At 44.7% G+C, this 17643-nt stretch carries 13 protein-coding genes and 1 riboswitch; of the genes, 3 read left to right on the top strand and 10 right to left on the bottom strand.

Annotation, left to right across the window (positions count from 1 at the left end):
• Position 1 precedes the first annotated feature (1 nt).
• Positions 2-748: a FadR/GntR family transcriptional regulator gene (locus tag KQI91_RS03790; RefSeq protein ID WP_216391544.1), complete on the bottom strand. Its 747-nt coding sequence runs from the start codon at positions 746-748 to the stop codon at positions 2-4.
• Positions 749-976: 228 nt separating this feature from the next.
• Here KQI91_RS03790 and KQI91_RS03785 point away from each other — a divergent pair, with 228 nt between their 5' ends.
• A complete protein-coding gene (locus KQI91_RS03785; protein ID WP_253288348.1) occupies positions 977-1537 on the top strand; it encodes a hypothetical protein in 561 nt (186 codons plus the stop codon).
• Positions 1538-1604: 67 nt separating this feature from the next.
• On the opposite strand, the gene KQI91_RS03780 is transcribed toward KQI91_RS03785, so the two are convergent.
• The 7 genes from KQI91_RS03780 to KQI91_RS03750 form a co-directional block, all read right to left on the bottom strand.
• Positions 1605-2996 (bottom strand): alanine/glycine:cation symporter family protein, encoded by a 1392-nt coding sequence (locus KQI91_RS03780; RefSeq protein ID WP_216391543.1) that lies wholly within the window; start codon positions 2994-2996, stop codon positions 1605-1607.
• A 127-nt stretch (positions 2997-3123) separates the two neighbouring features.
• Entirely contained in the window at positions 3124-4461 is a 1338-nt protein-coding gene (locus KQI91_RS03775) for a glycoside hydrolase family 30 protein (RefSeq protein ID WP_216391542.1), read from the bottom strand.
• The gene (locus KQI91_RS03770) at positions 4458-5204 is read right to left on the bottom strand and encodes a response regulator transcription factor (RefSeq protein WP_216391541.1); all 747 of its coding nucleotides are present in this window, start codon (positions 5202-5204) and stop codon (positions 4458-4460) included. Before KQI91_RS03770 ends, KQI91_RS03775 begins: the two co-directional genes overlap by 4 nt.
• A 6-nt stretch (positions 5205-5210) precedes the next feature.
• Positions 5211-7013 carry a sensor histidine kinase gene (locus tag KQI91_RS03765; protein ID WP_216391540.1) on the bottom strand — a complete coding sequence of 601 codons (1803 nt, stop codon included), beginning with the start codon at positions 7011-7013 and terminating at the stop codon, positions 5211-5213.
• 63 nt (positions 7014-7076) lie between these two features.
• A complete protein-coding gene (locus tag KQI91_RS03760) occupies positions 7077-7925 on the bottom strand; it encodes a carbohydrate ABC transporter permease (RefSeq protein WP_216391786.1) in 849 nt (282 codons plus the stop codon).
• Positions 7925-8833: a carbohydrate ABC transporter permease gene (locus KQI91_RS03755; protein WP_216391539.1), complete on the bottom strand. Its 909-nt coding sequence runs from the start codon at positions 8831-8833 to the stop codon at positions 7925-7927. Before KQI91_RS03755 ends, KQI91_RS03760 begins: the two co-directional genes overlap by 1 nt.
• Before the next feature lie 90 nt (positions 8834-8923).
• Complete coding sequence (locus tag KQI91_RS03750) at positions 8924-10213, bottom strand: ABC transporter substrate-binding protein (protein WP_216391538.1); 1290 nt, start codon at positions 10211-10213, stop codon at positions 8924-8926.
• 275 nt (positions 10214-10488) lie between these two features.
• Here KQI91_RS03750 and KQI91_RS03745 point away from each other — a divergent pair, with 275 nt between their 5' ends.
• Complete coding sequence (locus KQI91_RS03745) at positions 10489-13122, top strand: YfhO family protein (RefSeq protein WP_253288347.1); 2634 nt, start codon at positions 10489-10491, stop codon at positions 13120-13122.
• Between the two features lie 204 nt (positions 13123-13326).
• A riboswitch (TPP riboswitch) is annotated at positions 13327-13435 on the top strand.
• 95 nt (positions 13436-13530) lie between these two features.
• The gene (locus tag KQI91_RS03740) at positions 13531-14196 is read left to right on the top strand and encodes an energy-coupled thiamine transporter ThiT (RefSeq protein WP_216391537.1); all 666 of its coding nucleotides are present in this window, start codon (positions 13531-13533) and stop codon (positions 14194-14196) included.
• Between the two features lie 881 nt (positions 14197-15077).
• Here the strand turns inward: KQI91_RS03740 and KQI91_RS03735 are convergent.
• Both KQI91_RS03735 and KQI91_RS03730 read right to left on the bottom strand, forming a co-directional pair.
• Positions 15078-15908, bottom strand: a complete 831-nt coding sequence (locus KQI91_RS03735) for an energy-coupling factor transporter transmembrane component T family protein (protein WP_216391536.1) — start codon at positions 15906-15908, stop codon at positions 15078-15080.
• Positions 15898-17622, bottom strand: coding sequence for an ABC transporter ATP-binding protein (locus KQI91_RS03730; RefSeq protein WP_216391535.1), 1725 nt, complete (start codon positions 17620-17622; stop codon positions 15898-15900). The genes KQI91_RS03735 and KQI91_RS03730 overlap by 11 nt, the downstream gene beginning before the upstream one ends.
• Between the last annotated feature and the right edge of the window lie 21 nt (positions 17623-17643).

Here is a 17643-nt window from a genome sequence, read left to right as displayed (position 1 = left end):
TTTACTTTCCTCCTATTGTCGTTCCTGGTCTTTTATTTCCCGGATTGTTTTTCTGCATCTCATCCATGCATGATTCAATCATATCCATATGTTCAGACATATACTGGTTTGCAAGTTTTTCGTCATTATTGATGATGGCCTCGACCAGATGACGATGCTGCTCATCCACATCTGTCGCAGACTGATTCGTTTTCATTATATAATCTCTGATTCCGGAAATAGTATTTTCAGTAAGCTGGTCTGCTGCCGCAAGGACGCTGTAGATCATCGGATTATCTGCGATCTTCGCGATCTTGGTATGCAGTTCCTTGTCAAATTCATCTTTTGAAGCCCTGTCCTCCGCACTCTCCATGCGTGAAAGAATCCCCAGAAGCTCTGCCGCATCCAGTGGCGTACATTTTCGTGCTGCAAGAATTGCAGCCTCCCGTTCCAATGCCGCTCGAAGCTGCTGGTTCTGTCTCAGGTATCCATTATTCAGCTTAAACAGAATAGCCAATGGACCGATCAGCCAGGAATCCAGGTCCTCTGCAATATAATTACCGCCACCTGGTACCGGATTCACGATTCCGAGTAATTCCAGTGCTCTCAGTACTTCACGTACTGCCGGTCTGGATACTCCCATTGTTTCTGCCATTGTTCTCTCTGCCGGAAGCGCATCCCCCGCCTTCAGACGGCCGTTCTGGATATTCTCTATGATCTGATTCAAGATTCCATTAAACGCCCGCTCGTTCCCGATTTCTTTAAACATATCTCTGCCTCCTACATTTCCTTATTAATATATCATTTATAATGGTTATCGGCAAGCGTTCCATCCGCATTCCATCTGCATTCTTTTTCGTACACGGTCTTTCTGAAGTCCGTAAGGAAACCTCTTTATTTCATGTTTTTTTCTAAACTTTTTGCATATCCCATTGACAAGTCCAAAAAAGCAAGCATAATAGAAGTAAATACTTAAAAAGTAAGGGAGATAATACTCATGAAAAAAAGAAATCTTATGCTTTTATCAGCTATTGCTGCAGCATCAATCATCATGACCGGTTGTGGTTTTTCCCCTGATGATTCCGGCGACAGCCAGGCTGTGACCATATCACCAGAACCAGCAGAAGCAACCTCAACACCAGCTCCTACCACAACTCCGGCTCCTACCGTTACTCCGGCGGCCAGCCTGACAACAACTCCGGCTCCGGCAACCGCAAACGGCACATCCGCATCCACAGACGGTACAACAACTGATGGAACTTCCACCTCTGCTGATGGCAGCACTTCCGGTGATACTACTTCTGCTTCAGATGCATCCACAGGCTCCGACGACAGCAGTTCTGCATCTGGCAACTCCAGTTCTTCCGGTGATGCATCTGCATATGTAGGCTCCACCCTGAACGACTTTATGAGCGTATACGGTACTCCGATCGAATACGAACCGGCATACGATGCAGATGGAAACGAAGTCGGCGGTGTTTATTCTTTCAATGACTTCTCTATCACAACAGACTTCATGTCCGGAAGTGAAACCGTAGAAGCCGTGGATTATTATTGATCATTGAAATATTCATTTATGTAACGTCGAAAGGAGCTGCCTGAAACAGGCAGCCCCTTTTTTGTATTTATCCGTTTTTCTTCATTTTTTCGTATTCTTTTAATTCTCTCAGTGCTTTCTCCCCCTGTGGATACAGGATGATGATATTGAATACTGTCATCAGACCGATTCCCACATCCCCCAGATCCCACACGAAAGTATACGCCGCAAGGCCGCCGATAAACAGCATAACCAGTGCCACGATTTTGTATACGGTCTGTGAAATCCAGTTATCTCCAAAAAGATATGCCACATTGCTTCTCGCATAAAACAGGATTCCAAGGAAAGTGGAAAAACTGAACAGAAACAGAGTCGCAGCAATAAAGATCACGCCAAATCTTCCAAGATGATGTTCCATTGCCGTCTGCAGAAGATCCATTCCGGAAAGTCCTGCGACCTTTTCTTCCGGCGCAAGGAGCATGATCATTGCAGTGCAGCTGCAGATCACGATCGTATCTACAAAAACACCAAGTGCCTGTACAAGTCCTGCCTTGACCGGCTGGTCACATTCTGCCGCTGCTGCCGCGCACGGTGCAGAACCGGAGCCTGCCTCGTTTGAAAACAGACCTCTCTTGATTCCATTCATCAGTACTGCGCCAAAACCACCGGCCGCCGCCTGACGAAGTCCAAATGCTTCCTGAAAGATCCTTGCAAAAACTCCCGGAAGGCTTCCAATGTTCATCACAATGATCAAAATTGTGATTGCAAAATAGCACACTGCCATCACCGGCACAACCATATCAAGCACTTTAACTGTCGCATTCTTACGAAGCACGATCACTGCAGCAACTGCAACCAGTACAACTGTCGTATAGATCGGCGGAATAGAAAATGCATTCTTAAAGGAAGAAACAACCGAATTGCTGATCACCTGGCTGATACCGCACCAGCAGATCAAGCCGGAGATTGCAAATAATACAGAGATCACGACCTTCTTTCTCTTTTTGTGTTGTTTTTCTTCTATGTATGCATGGATATAATACGCCGGGCCGCCCCGGTAACCACCATACAGCGGATCTTTTTCTTTATAAAGCTGCGCAAGCGTTGCCTCAATAAACGCGGTCGATGAACCGATCAATGCTGTGATCCACATCCAGAACACTGCCCCGGCCCCTCCGGCTGATATCGCCGCAACCACACCGACCAGATTTCCCATACCAACTCTGGTCGCCGTCGATACGATCAGTGTCTGAAACGATGACAGGCTGTTTTTGTCCTTCTTCTTCTCAACCAGTGCACTTACCATATCCGGAAACAGACGGATCGGCAAAAAACGTGTCCGGATCGTAAAATAGATTCCTGTAGGAATCAGCAGGATGATCAGCAGTGAAATTCCAAGCGAACTGCCTCCCGGCAGCGGAATCCGCACCAGATCTCCCCACAGAAAGCTGTAAACTTTCTCAATTAAAGTAACAATCATGATTTAAACCCTCTCCAATTTTCACACACGCCCGAAACATACGGTTCCGGACAGATACCATTTCAGTATAGCTCATAGTAACCTGTAAACACAAGTGCTTTTGGGGTTTAAAGTCAAAAAATCATTTTCACTCCGTCATCACGCCGGACCCGATGGACTTCGGCTGAACAGTAAGCTCTGTGCAGTATTCTCCGAGGCGGATATGTGCGGTGAGTTCTTCATCGGTCCGGTTCAGGATAACGAAGGTGATCTTGTCATCTTTTTCGAAGGCTGTTACTTCGAGTTTGTCGGTGTATCTGCTCACGCCGATTCTGACGGCTCCTGGCTCAAGGAAATGGGTGAAATGCCAGAGGTAGCCGAGGATATTGCTTTCTTTGAGTTCTTTGCTGTTACGGTCAAAGAGGTATGGGGCATCGCAGAAATTTCCTACATGGTTCGGACCGCCCTCTTCGTTCAGGATCAGGTTCCAGTCGAGGAAGGTGTTCATCCCTTCATTGAGATTTCCCATCATGTCGTGGGCATATTTCTGTGCATTATTCAGATAATCGTCCGCGGAAAACTTACTGTATTCAATGCAGGCTTCCGAGAGAAGAAGCTGCTTGTCCGGGTATTTCTCACGGATCATGCGAAGTGCTTCGAAATGATCTCCACTGTACCAGTGAAATGCCATTCCACGGATCATGCTGGTCGTTTCTGCATCAATGATCGTCTCTGCCCATTCAAAAACACGCTCCTTGTTATGATCCCACAGATAGATCCCGATGTCATCCAGTCCGTGTGCTTTAAGAGACGGCCAGAGATAATCGCGGAGAAATTCTTTCTGTTCTTCTGCAGTATAGATACAGGAATCCCAGGTCTGGACTGCTTTTGGCTCGTTCTGCATCGTCAGTTTGGTAACGTGATAGCCTCTGTTCCTGTATTCTTCGATATATCGGCAGATATATTCTGCCCAGCGCTTGCGGTATTCCGGTTTCAGCTTGCCGCCGTGGTTTCGCTCCCCGGTAGTTTTCATATATGCCGGCGGGCTCCATGGGGAAAGCATGATATCGAGTTTGCCTCCGTAGGCTTTTTCTGCCGCATCCAGAAGCGGGAGAATGTATTTTTCTACTCTTGCAAAAGAGAATTTCTGAAATTCTGTGTCGTCCGGGTCGGAATCTGCTTCGTAGTGTTCCAGGGAAAAATCACAGCTGTCGATCGGGATGCGCACCTGATTATAGGCCATGTTTTCTGTGCTGAAATATTGGTTGACCATTTCTGATTTCTGTTCTTCGTTGAGAAGAGAGAACACATAGCCTGCGGAGTCTGTGACTGCGCCGCCGAAGCCTTCGAGTTTCTGATATTTCATCTGTGGATAGATGTTGATGAGATTGTTTTCGCGGTCGTTGTCTTTGATGGTTGGCAGCTCCTGGGTTGTTGTCTTGCGAACATTATCTTTATAAGTTGTTTCTGTGTAGGTTACTTTCATATAGATGTTTCTCCCTTCATTCGATACTCTTTCGGTGACATTCCCTTGATCTTCTTGAATACTTTTGAAAAATATTTCTCATCCTTAAATCCAACACGGTAAGCGATCTCATAAGTCTTGAGAAAATTCTGCTTCAAATACGTGCAGGCACGCTCAATCCGAACCTGGTTCAGATAATCGACAAATTTACAGTTCAGATTCTGCGAAAACAGCGTTGACAGATAACCTCCTGAAATCCCAAGTTTTTCTGCCACTTCTGACTGCAGGATATCTTCAGCATAATGTTCTGCGATATACTCCTGTGCTTCTTTGACAAAGTGATTTCCCTGCTCTCCTTCGGAATCGATATTTTCTTTTATCTCTGCGCCGTATATCTCATCTGCCAGCTTATTCAAACACGCAAGAATATCCGTCGCGCGGACAGGTTTCAGAAGATATTCTTTGGCACCATAACGGATCGCCTGCTGTGCATATGTAAATTCATCATATCCGCTAAGGATCACGGTAACCGGACGAAGCCCCGCTTTTGCAGCTTCTTTCATAACATCAATTCCGTTTTTGAGCGGCATCTGCACATCCAGCAGCAAAATCTCCGGCTGATATTTAAGCAAAATATCCAGTGCCTCCTGCCCGTTCTCTGCCTCATAGACCTGTGTAAAACGGTCTGAATGAAGCTGCACATATTTCGACACGCCTCTGCGGATCGTATCTTCATCATCTGCAATCAGTAATTTTAAGCCCATCTCAAGTTACTCCTCCTCATACGGAACGATCAGAATGACTGTTGTTCCTTTTCCTACTTCGCTTTGGATCTCCAGCGTAAACCGGTCCTGATATTTTCGCTGGAGACGTTCTCTGATATTTTTGATGGCATATCTGCCAATCCTCTGTTTGCGATACTGATCCGGTTCTTCTTCCCAGATTTCATCAATCTGATCCTGCCGCATGCCAATTCCTGTATCGCGGATCTCAAATCGAATGTTATCTCCCTCTCTGATTCCGGATACGGTCAGTTCACATGGCGTGCTGACGTTTTCAAACCCATGCACGATCGCATTTTCCACAAATGGCTGCAGGATCAGTTTCGGAATTTTTGCTTTCTTAACAGAATCTTCCACATCAATCTGATATTCCAGCCTCTTGGAAAAACGCATCTTCTGGATCTGCAGGTAGCGGGAAACCAGTTCTGTCTCCTGACCTACAGTCACCTCACGTTTTCCCTGGCTTAATACCAGCCGGAACAACTGTGACAGTGCCAGGATACTTTCTGCGATTTCTTCATTATCTGCGTTCATCGCCTGCCAGTACAGGGAATCCAGCGTATTATAAAGGAAATGCGGATTGATCTGCGCCTGCAGTGCCGCCAGTTCGCTCTCCTTTTCTGCCAGAGTGATGACATAATTTTCATCGATCAGTTCCTTGATCGCATAAACCATCTGGTTAAAGCATTCCGCCACTTCTCCGACTTCATCATGTGTCATAACCTCTACCTGCTGCTCAAAATCACCGGTAGAAAATTCATTGATCGCTTCGCACAGCCTGCGCAGCGGCTTGGTCACCAGATTTGAAATGATCATCAGAAGAGGCATCAGTCCGATCAGCATACCGATCAGCAAGATCAACGGCATATAGGCGATATCCAGCACCTGCATCTGCAGACCATATGCCGGGACGACCTTGCAGACAATACTGGAATTTTTGTCCGTCTGCGTACAGATCACTTCATGATCTCCGTAAGTAAAATGTTTCTCACGTTCTTTGTAATTCTGCTGGATAAAATCTTCACCCGTCAGATAATCTTCCAGTTTCTCCGGAAGAGTTCCAGTCTTGACAAGCTCTCCACCGTTTTTGTCCAGGATGAGGACGCTCTCTTTTTCATTTTTGGTGATATTCTGGCACAGATTCTGGAAATATTCCTGGCTGACACCGATTGCGATATAGCCCAGCGTTTTTTTCTGCGTCAGGTCAAAAATCTCACGATAGAGCACGATCTTGTCAGAACGATTGGTAAGATACGTATCGCCGCTGCCTTTCGGGACACTTTTCCACACCATGCCATTCTTGCTTGCCAGGGTTTCCCCATAAATGTCTGTGCTATGCACAACTTCCAGGTCATCAATATAAGCACTTCCATCCATACAGCGAAGATACGGGCGGATGCCGTTTTCCGGATAGATCGCGATGGTCTTGATATGACCTTTGAGTGCCATCATGTCCTGCACGATTGCCATCGGGGCCTCTTCCAGCCAGAGTTTGGCATTTTTGTTTTTTTCCTCCACATCCTCTGTGGTGAGAAGTGCATGAATGTCGTTATTGATACAGATATACGTGGAAAAATCCTTGATATCCGTCTGAAGGATGCCAAGGCTCTCTGCCAGCGTGTCTACACTGGCGGTGTCATTTTTCAGTTTTTCGTCCTGTACTTTGTGATAGTTATTCACCAGAAGGACCAGGCATATGACGATCAGAACAGGAGTGATGGTCAGATAACCGTAAAATATCAGTTTCTTTTTTACACTTAAATGATCTACCCACTGTCTGATTTTTTTCATATGCCTGCACTCCTGTTTTTGTCGTATTAAGTTAGGGAAAAATCCCTCTTTTATATTAATGCATCATCCTTTGACAGCTCCCATCGCTGCACCTTTGGTGATGTGTTTATTTAACAAGATATACACGATAACAGCCGGTGCTGCCGTCAGTGCCATAACTGCAAACTGAACTGCATAGTTGGATGAATACTGACCGGTGAATTCAAGGACGGAGAAAGGAAGTGTTTTCCATTTCTGTGAACTCAAATAGGTGCTCGCCATCATGAATTCATTCCAGTTGTTCAGGAAAGTCATGATCGCAACGGTTGCGATAGAAGACTTGAGCATCGGTGTGATGATCTGGAAAATGATCCTGTAAATACCGCATCCATCCATAACTGCCGCCTCTTCCAGTTCTACCGGAATGGATTCCAGAAAGCTGGTCATCAGGAAAAGTCCCTGCGGAAGCGAAAAAGCCACATACGGGATCAGCAGTGCCCAGATCGTATCGGTCAGTCCAAGCTGGCTGTAAATCTTGTAGTTCGGAAGCAGTGTCGCATGGATCGGTATCATCATTCCCATGAGAAGAAGCGTTTTGACCAGGCCGCTTAATTTCCACTGCATACGTCTGCATGCAAAAGCGGTCATGATGGATACCAGGATCACGAGTACCACTGCCAGTCCATTAATCAGTATACTATTTTTGAGATATAATAGGAAGTGTCCGTCTACAAATGCCTTGACATAATTTCCCCACTGGATCTTCTGCGGGATAATAAGAAGTCCGCTTGTAAACATTTCCGTGCTGCTTGCGAGTGAAAAATCAACCAGCCATACCAGTGGAAAGATCTGAATGACTGCCACTGCGATCAGGACCACCCAGAGTACAATCTTGCCTGCTTTGCTTTTTTTCTTTTTGCCTGCGAGTTCCATCATGCAGCCCCCTTCCTTCTTTTTGCTTTTGCCGGTCTGTCATCCCGTTCTTCAAAAATCTTGTTCAGGACAACTGTCGTAATCAGGCAGATGATGATAAATACGACACCGATCGCGTTACCATAGCCGTATTTGAATGCTTTGAACGCCTGCTGATACAGATAGTTTGCCGCAAACTGTGTGCTGTTTCCGGGTCCGCCGTTTGTGAGAAGATAGACTGTCTCCATCTGTTTTAACGCGGAGATGACTGCCATGGTCACGTTTACCTGAATGACCGGTTTCATCAGTGGAAGTGTGATCTTGAGGAAAGTTGTTTTCTGGTCTGCTCCGTCGATTGCTGCTGCTTCATAGAGAACCGGGTCGATATTTTTGATTCCTGTGTAGTAAATCAGCATGCCCCAGCCAAAACCGTGCCAGATCAGTACGATCAGTACGGACCAGATTGCATTGTCGGTGCTGAACCAGTTGATATCACCTTTGCCGCCAAAAGCTTTGATGATATTGTTGAGAAGACCGAAGTCCGGGTTGTAGATGAATTTCCACAGATAGGCAATGACTGCTACGGAAATAACATTCGGGATAAAGTATACGCAGCGGAAAAATCCTTCTCCTCTGCCGCCAAGTTTGTCAAGGATCGCCGCCGTGATCATTGCCAGCGGATGCTGGATGCAGATGAATCCGATCGCCAGCAGAAGAGAATTTCGCATAGACATCCAGAAAGCTTTGTCAGTCATCAGTTTTTTGTAGTTTTCCATTCCGATGAAGGTCGCTGTTCCCATTCCGGAATATTCCGTGAATCCGTAGTACACACTCAGACAGATCGGTGCGAGGATTGCAAAAAAGAATAACAAAAGTCCCGGAAGTACGAGGCTGAAAATCACCAGCTTATTACTATATAATTTCTTCATACTTTCTGCTCCTAACTGAATATGACCACCGGATCATCTCACCGGCGGTCATATTTTTTATGCATTACAGGTCATACCGCTTACACTGCTTTATTTGCAGGCTTCGCCGATTGCAGCAAGGAAATCATCTACGCTGATGCTTCCGTTTGATACGCTCTGGATCTCGCTTTCAATGCTTGTCTTAAATGCAGACGGTCCACAGTCGTTGATCGGGGTACCGGATACGCTTGTTGCATTGTTGACTGCGTCTACAAACTGCATCTGGAGTTCTGTTTCATCTCCGGTCATGTATGCGCTCTGATCCTGTGCAGACATTCCTACACCGTTTTCCCATCCATATTTGGAAAGTTTGTCTGGCTGGTACATGTAGTTGAGGAATTTTACAGCTTCTTCTTTGACTTCGGAATCAGCGGAAACTGCATATCCGCCGCCGTTCCATGCAGCAATGTCAGTTGCTGTTCCTTTGCCGCCGTCGATCACCGGCATGGTGAATACGCGGATATTGGTACGGATTTCCTCCGGGATATCTTCATTCAGTGCCATGGATGCTTCCCAGCTTCCCATGTAGAACATTGCTGCCTGACCATTTGTGAACAAGTTCATGGCTGTTCCATAATCCTGAGAATCATAACCATTCTGGAAAAGTCCTGCATCGGCACTTTCTTTGAGAAGTTCGGTTGCTTTTTTGAGGTTCTCATCGGAGAAATCGCCTGTAGAGATCGCGTTGCTTACAACATCTGAGTAATCAGAACCTGTCAGTTTGAAAAGGATGTCGGAAAGGTAGACTGCCATCGGCCAGCCATCGCCGCCATCCATTGCAAGCGGTACGATATCTTTGTCCTTGATCTCGCCTGCGAGTGTCAGGAGTTCATCGTATGTAGTCGGAACTTCCCAGCCGTTGTCTTCGAACATTTTCTGATTGTAGTAGAATCCTGCTACGTCTGTGTTTCTTGGAAGTCCGTAGAGTTTGCCGTCTTTCATAAATCCGTCAAGGGAACCGGAAATAAATCCGTAATCTTTGTAATCATCCTGATTCAGTTCTGCAAGAACTCCTGCGTCAAGAACTTCGTCAAGGAAAGCCGGCTGTCCCCAGATGCTTACGACATCCGGCATGCCTTCCATGGAATAGGCTTTGAATTTTGTCTTGTAGGCTTCCTCATCGAGTGCTTCTACTTCGATGGTGACATTTGGATTTTCTTCCATATAATCATCAATGATCATCTGCTCTACAAGTCCCTGTCCGTTTTTACGGTCCGGAAGGTTTGAGAAGACCTTTAAGGTCACTTCATCATCTGCTTTTACGATCGTTGCGCCTGTTCCTGCCATCACTGAAAATGCCATCATTGCTGCCATTCCCGCTGCTACCACTTTACGTTTCATATTATTTTTCCTCCCTGATACAGAATAATTTTTGTTTTCATACCACTGTGTTTTCAGTTCACAGTGACATTTTTGTTACGGCCGTTTGTTTTATCTGATGATAGAATTCTACCATTGAAGAGGGGGAGTTTACAGATAGTAATTTTTTAAAAACGTGGAAAATTTTTGAAATGGAGCACCTGTAAAATTTAAAAAAATTTAAGAAAGGATTTCACCGGCACTTAAGATTCGAACTTTAAAGTTACACTCAGAAATCTGAAAGGAATTTTTCAATCATGTATATCCGTAAAAAGAAAAATTGGCTGGTCTATCCATTTCTATGTCTTATGACAGTTTTCCTGTGCTGGTTGTTTACCGGACAGAATGATATATTTGGTGCACAGACAGACTGGATCAGCCAGCACAGCGTTATTCCGGATTATTTTCGTCAACAGTTTTATGCTACCGGAAAACTGATTCCCGAATTTGCACCAAACTTAGGCGGTGGTCAGAACATTTACAATTTCGCTTATTATGGGCTGCTCAGTCCACTGATCCTGCCTTCTTATCTGCTGCCTTTTGTAAAAATGGAAGATTATATTATGGCAGTCAGCATTGCGGGGATTGCTGCATCTGTATGTCTTCTATATTACTGGCTGGGTAAACACAGGTTTTCACAGACGATCCGTCTTGGTGTTGCATTTATGTATCTGCTTGCCGGTCCTGTCACCTATCATGCATGTCACCACATCATGTTCATTAACTATATGCCGTTTCTGTATCTTTCTTTTATCGGTATTGACCGGTATTTCGTCAAAGCAAGATCAGGACTGTATCTGACCGGTGTATTTCTGATGATCATGACCAGTTTTTATTTCAGCATCGGTGGAATACTCGCGCTGGTACTCTACGGTATATATCGATATCTGGAGACTACTCCTCAGATTCATCTGTTCAACTTTTTAAAAGATGGCATCTGCTTCCTTTTTCCCATACTGACAGCGGTCTGCATGAGCGGAGTTTTTCTGGTTCCCACTGCGTTGGCGCTCTTTGGCAGAAAACAGCACTCTTCCACTTTGACTGTGTCTTTGCAGGATCTTCTGATTCCTCAGTTTCCACCTGCCCGCATCGCATATAGTACTTATGGGCTTGGGCTTACCACCCTCGCAATTACTGTATTGATCGTTGGTCTGACTTACCGAGAGCGAAATCAGCGGCTGCTTACCGTGGGATGTATTGTGATTATTACCATTCCTTTGTTTGCCTGGCTGCTGAATGGTGGATTATATATAAGAGACAAGGCTGTTATTCCCTTTTTACCACTGATCTGTTATCTGATCGCTTTATACCTGCAAAAAAATGAACAGCACGAAATACCACAACACATAAATCTTCTTTCTGCCGGGCTGACTTTGCTATTGATTTTTGGGGGATCTTTCAGTCACCATGCGCCCCTCACAATCAATGGACAACGGCTGCTTTTTATGGCCGATGGAATCCTTATGCTGATCTTAATCATTGTTTTTTACAGATTCCGAAAGGTGGCAATTCTGATTGTACCTTCGCTCATTTGCCTGATGCTGTTTCATGGTATTTACAGTGCCACTTCCGACGAACTGGTAAGCAAAACAGAATATACGAAAGTAACTGACAAACGGACTGCTGCTGAAATAAACGATGTTCTGCAAAAAGATCCTTCTTTTTATCGAATAGAACAAATGGGCGAAAAACCGGAAAATGCTGCAAATCTCAATCGGACATGGGCTCCCGGTCAGTGGACATCATCTCTGTATTCTTCCGCATATAATACAGATTATCTGGATTTCCGGACAAAAACATTTCAGCTTGAGCTGCCGTACCGCAACAATCTGATGCAGGGTGCGGCAAAAAATCCTCTGTTTCAGCGATTTATGGGAATAAAATATCAGATCCGTCAGAAAAAAGACGGAACGCCATTTGTCACAAAAAATGCAGACACCGCACCGATTGCATATGCTACTGACAGAATCCTGTCAGAAAAAATTTATAGTAAACTTTATTTTCCATATAACCAGACAGCCCTGATGAACTATGCTGTCGTGGGAAATGAAAAAAATTTAAATGTAGAAACAGAAAATTTACAGAATGAAAAGACGAAAGATTCTGTCCAGAAAGAAATTGTTCAAAAAGATGATATTCAAAAAAAGCTTCTTGAAACAGTATCCGAAAGTATCTTTGCTGTCCCTGACACTGAAACCAGGCAGGCACAGATCCATACGGATACCAGCGGAACTGTTCATGTAAAAACTAAGTCCAAAACAACGATTCAGGTTCCGACTCCAGACTCTCAGAAACCCGGAAAGTACAATCTCTATCTGCAGTTCCAGGTAAAAAACCTGAATCCTGATCATGACATGTCCATCTGGGTCAATGATATTCAAAACAAATTGAGTGCAAGAAATCATATCTATTATAATGAAAATACTATTTTCACCTATGTTATGACGCTTTCACCCAGTCAGACTTCTGTTCCAATAACATTTGGCAAGGGAGATTATGAACTTACAGATATCCGGTGTTATACCGGAACAGAGCAGGCTTTTACGAAAGATATGTCTGAATCCTGTAATCTATATCAGTCTGTCTTTCAGGTCGACCGTAAACAGACGAAGGGCAATTGCATCGCAGGCAGTATCAATGTCTCAAAGGCCGGTTATTTTATTGCTTCCATTCCGTATGATAAAAATTTCACTGCATACATAGATGGAAAGCAAACTGTCATAGAAAAAGTAAATACTGCATTTCTGGGATTTCCGATAACCACCGGGAAGCATCATATTGTAATTCTGTATCATGCTCCCGGTGTGAAAGTTGGAAAGTTTCTGAGTCTGCTGGGATTAATGATGGCTGCTGTTTTCCTTATTTCCAGTCGGTTATTACGCAAAAGATAATTTAGAATGGATTTCTCCCAGATTACTGTGAGTAAAATAACCATCAACTGGACTTTGGCTTGTCAGCAGGTTCTGTCGTTTCACGCTCTTGACGTTACTCTTTCCTTTGTTTATAATAAGCATGTCTGAAAAAATTCAGATAATTTGTTACTGATCATCGAAACTTATTCTATGAACAGTAGCTCACATTTTAATTTACATACGGATTGATAACAGGGGAGCTTGTACAACAGGCTGAGAGGAAGTTTACAACTTCGACCCATAACCTGATTTGGATAATGCCAGCGTAGGGATGCGTTAGATGAGATTTTTAAGAATGCATTTTTGCCAGGTTACTGCAAATGAACCGGGCAGTGACATTTCATGATCTCCTTTGTTTTCAATCGAAGACGAGGGAGGTCTTATTTTATGTTTAACTTTATGGTTACAAGCGACGGCGGGCTGACTACAGCCGGATATTCCATCGCGATCATCGCCGGAATCGTTCTGTTCCTGGCTGCGATCTATTTTGCAGGCAAGCATTCAGAAAAACAGAAGCTTACTACAAGACAGCTTGTATTCTGTGCTGTGGCAATGGCGCTTGCTTTTGTTACTTCTTATCTGAAGATTTTTACTCTGCCATGGGGCGGAAGTGTTACTCTGTGCAGTATGCTGTTCATTGTACTGGTTGCTAACTGGTATGGCGTTGGAACCGGCATTACTGTTGGTCTTGCTTATGGAATCCTGCAGTTTATCCAGGAGCCATATGTACTTTCCTTTTTCCAGGTTTGCTGTGATTATATTCTTGCATTCGCGGCACTTGGCGTTGCGGGATTTTTTGCAAAACAGAGCCATGGACTGCTTAAAGGATACATTGTGGCAGTTATCGCCAGAGGTGCGTTTCATGCACTTGGTGGCTATCTGTACTGGATGAGCTACATGCCGGATAACTTCCCGAAATCCCTGACTACAATCTATCCTATCGTGTATAACTACAGCTATCTGCTCGCAGAAGGAATTATCACAGTGATCGTGATTTCCATTCCGGCAGTGGCAAAAGCACTGGCACAGGTTAAGAAGGCTGCTATACAATAACCCTTTAAAAAGGGATTGCATTTCGGAAATGTAGAAATGTCAAGGGGATTCCCCTTGTAACCAGTATTATGCATTCGGAATGCAAAAAAACCGCGAAGGGACTTGACCAGTCCCCTCGCAACCCCTGGGATGAGTGTTGACGGAAATTTTATTTTATGGGGTAGGTTTTGAAAAATTCTCCTGGTGTTTCAGGTCGGGAGGTTTTCGTATAAATAGTATCGCAATATATAAAGATAGCGAGACTCTTCTTCTGTCATATCGAGAAGATGTCCCGCTATTTTTTCATTCTATTGATTCAACTAAATGTAAATCAGGCACAATAAGTTTACATAATATTAAGTTTCATATTACTCGTTGACCCGCGCATAAGTTACTATTATCTCGATCATCTAATTTTAGGGCTTATATTGACCCTTATTCGGGTAGTTTCCATTTAAACCATCCATTTTCCGAAGTTTTATGGACCTTCCGACGACTTACTCTTCTACCGGTCATCCAAATACCTCAACTTTCATGGACTCTCAGACGACTTTCTCTTTTCCCAGTCATTCCATGCCCCGATTTTCATGGACTCTCAGACGACTTTCTCTTTTTCCTGTCATTCCATGCCTCGATTTTCGTGGACTCTCAGATGACTTACTCTTCTACCGGTCATCCAGCTACCATAAATTCCTGGTTTTCCCATCCTCAGTAAAGTCAGTCCTCTTCCGTCTTATTCCACCTGGAACTCTTGTACCCTTCCCCTTTACACCCGTTCCGTCGAGTACATTCCCAGGGGTGGGCGAGGGGACTGGACAAGTCCCTTCGCGGTCTTCTCATTCCCCAGAATGCACCAAAAGGAACCAATGTCCCTTCGAGCCATTGATTCCTTTTTAATCCTTTCACACAAAAGGATTATAAAACCTTCCAAACTTAATGGTTACCGTAAGGCTTACAATCAGAAGCGCCACGCCCAGCCCCAGGGCGATGAAATCCCTCTTTGCAAACGGCCTCCTGGTATACCAGGTACGTTTCTTGTTTTTCCCAAAACCACGCAGCTCCATCGCATTGGAAATCGTATCAATACGATTCAGGCTTGTCAGAATCAGTGGCAACAAAATATTAACAGAGTTCTTCAACCTGGAGAAGAAATGCTCATTCTTTCCAAGCTCCACTCCTCTTGCCTGCTGTGCCTGGCTGATACTGTGATAATCTCTCTGGATATCCGGGATATAACGAAGCGCGATTGCTACAGAATATCCTACCTTATAGGAAATTCCGATGCTGTTCAGGCTCGCTGCAAATTCACTCGGATTCGTTGCAGAGATAAACAGAATTGCTACCGGCAATGCCACAAAATATTTCAGAGAGATATTCAACATATAAAACAACTGCTCTGCAGTCACATCATATCTCCAGAACAGATGACAAAGTACATGCCTTGTCCCATACAGGTTCGTTCCCTGATTCGGATCAAACAGGAAAATAAACAAGTTATTCAAAAGCAGAAATACAAGCATAAAGATCATCATAAAACGCACTTCGCGGTATTTGATCTTGCTGAGTTTAAATGCGGCAAGACTGACTGCAAAAAGCCCCAGCAGCACCCACGTATTATAGGTGATCATACTTGCAAACGTAAACAGCAGAAAAAATGCCAGTTTGGTAGTTCCTGTCATCTTGTGTACCACACTGTCACGATTCAGATAATTTAGTACGGTCTTAGCGGCCATGGCTTCTCACCTCCCTGTCTTCTCCGATAAATCTTTCTACAAATGCTTCCGGCGGCGTGATCTCGCAGTGGTTTGCCAGTGTAAAAAGACTTGTCTCTTTCAGAGCGGCACGCTCGATCAGTTCCGGATCACAAAGCACTTCAGAAGCTCTGCGGTCTGCGATCAGCTGTCCGTCTGAAAACACAAGTGCCCTTGGTGTATATTCCAGCATCAGGTGCATGTCATGTGTGATCATAACGACCGTCACTCCACGTTCATTGAGCTTACGCAAAAACTCCATGATCTCTGTATAATGCTTGAAATCCTGTCCCGCAGTCGGCTCATCCAGGATGATCAGTTCCGGGTCCTGTACCAGTACACTTGCGATCGTCACACGCTTCTTCTGACCAAAACTCAAAGCAGATACCGGCCAGTTACGGAATGGATAAAGGCCGCAGATTTTGAGTGTGTCTTCTACTTTCTGTCGAACCTCTGCCTCAGGCAAACCTGATTTCTGAAGGCTCAGTGCCACCTCATCATAGATCATGGTCTTGGAGATCATCTGATTCGGGTTCTGCATGACATATCCTATATATTTCGCACGGTGACGGATATTTTCTTTTAACAGATCTTTTCCATGGAAAGTAATCTCGCCGGAATCCGGGTCTTCAAATCCACACACCAGCTTGGAAAATGTTGATTTTCCTGCACCGTTCCGTCCCACAATACTGACCATCTCACCTTTGGCAATTGACAGACTGACATTTCTCAGCGTCTGGTGCTCTTTTGTATAACCAAAACTCAGATTCTTTACTTCCAGAAGTTTTTCATGTTCTCCAGCATCCTCCTGCAACGGCTGTGCTTCAAACCAGTCCTGCAGTTTCTTCCGGTCAGCTTCATCCAGTACGACAGAATCCACATGTGCCGGTTTCTTTTCTCTTGTAATATCAATTCCCGCATAGCGCATGGCTGTCACGTAAAGAGGTTCACGGATTCCATTGTCTGCAAGCAGACTGGTGGAAAGCAGTTCATCCGGCGTCATATCTGCAAGGATTTTTCCCTCATTGACCAATACAATACGATCTACATTTCTCCAGAGAACATCTTCCAGACGATGCTCAATGATCAGAACCGTCGTATCTGTTTTTTTCTGAATCTCATCGATCAGCTCGATCGCCTGCTTGCCTGCTGCCGGATCAAGGTTTGCCAGGGGCTCATCAAACAGAAGGATCTTTACCTGATCCACCATGACTCCTGCCAGACTGACTCTCTGCTTCTGTCCGCCAGACAGTTCATGCGGTGCGTAATCCAGATGGTTCTCGATTCCAACCAGTTCTGCTGCATGTCTCGTGATCGCATGCATTTCGTTCTGAGGTGTACAACTGTTTTCCAGTGCAAATGCAATATCCTCACCGACGGTCAGTCCGATAAACTGACCATCCGGATCCTGCAGAACAGTTCCTACATGTGCAGACAATTCAAAAATACTGCTGTGTGGTGCATCTACACCATCTACAGTCAGAGTGCCCTTACACTCTCCCGGATTGGAAAACGGATTCAATCCATTGACACATCCCGCCAGAGTACTCTTACCACTTCCGGAAGGACCTGCGATCAGCACCTTCTCTCCCGGATAAATATCCAGATCAATACCTGTAAGTGTGGGCTTCTTCTGCGCCCGGTACTGGAATGAAAAATCTTTGAATGAAATAACAGGGGATTTTTTCTCAGTCATTTAAACACCTCAAAATTTATG

This window comes from Blautia sp. MSJ-19 (assembly GCF_018918125.1).
In the GTDB taxonomy this organism is placed as follows: domain Bacteria; phylum Bacillota; class Clostridia; order Lachnospirales; family Lachnospiraceae; genus Blautia_A.
This window is presented reverse-complemented; position numbering and strand designations above follow the sequence as displayed.

What these genes read in the sequence shown, in the direction of transcription:
- KQI91_RS03765 (WP_216391540.1), bottom strand. Translation starts at nt 7,013, where the DNA reads ATGAAAAAAATCAGACAGTGGGTAGATCATTTAAGTGTAAAAAAGAAA.
- KQI91_RS03790 (WP_216391544.1), bottom strand. Translation starts at nt 748, where the DNA reads ATGTTTAAAGAAATCGGGAACGAGCGGGCGTTTAATGGAATCTTGAAT.
- KQI91_RS03785 (WP_253288348.1), top strand. Translation starts at nt 977, where the DNA reads ATGAAAAAAAGAAATCTTATGCTTTTATCAGCTATTGCTGCAGCATCA.
- KQI91_RS03775 (WP_216391542.1), bottom strand. Translation starts at nt 4,461, where the DNA reads ATGAAAGTAACCTACACAGAAACAACTTATAAAGATAATGTTCGCAAG.
- KQI91_RS03745 (WP_253288347.1), top strand. Translation starts at nt 10,489, where the DNA reads ATGTATATCCGTAAAAAGAAAAATTGGCTGGTCTATCCATTTCTATGT.
- KQI91_RS03780 (WP_216391543.1), bottom strand. Translation starts at nt 2,996, where the DNA reads ATGATTGTTACTTTAATTGAGAAAGTTTACAGCTTTCTGTGGGGAGAT.
- KQI91_RS03755 (WP_216391539.1), bottom strand. Translation starts at nt 8,833, where the DNA reads ATGAAGAAATTATATAGTAATAAGCTGGTGATTTTCAGCCTCGTACTT.
- KQI91_RS03730 (WP_216391535.1), bottom strand. Translation starts at nt 17,622, where the DNA reads ATGACTGAGAAAAAATCCCCTGTTATTTCATTCAAAGATTTTTCATTC.
- KQI91_RS03760 (WP_216391786.1), bottom strand. Translation starts at nt 7,925, where the DNA reads ATGGAACTCGCAGGCAAAAAGAAAAAAAGCAAAGCAGGCAAGATTGTA.
- KQI91_RS03770 (WP_216391541.1), bottom strand. Translation starts at nt 5,204, where the DNA reads ATGGGCTTAAAATTACTGATTGCAGATGATGAAGATACGATCCGCAGA.
- KQI91_RS03740 (WP_216391537.1), top strand. Translation starts at nt 13,531, where the DNA reads ATGTTTAACTTTATGGTTACAAGCGACGGCGGGCTGACTACAGCCGGA.
- KQI91_RS03750 (WP_216391538.1), bottom strand. Translation starts at nt 10,213, where the DNA reads ATGAAACGTAAAGTGGTAGCAGCGGGAATGGCAGCAATGATGGCATTT.
- KQI91_RS03735 (WP_216391536.1), bottom strand. Translation starts at nt 15,908, where the DNA reads ATGGCCGCTAAGACCGTACTAAATTATCTGAATCGTGACAGTGTGGTA.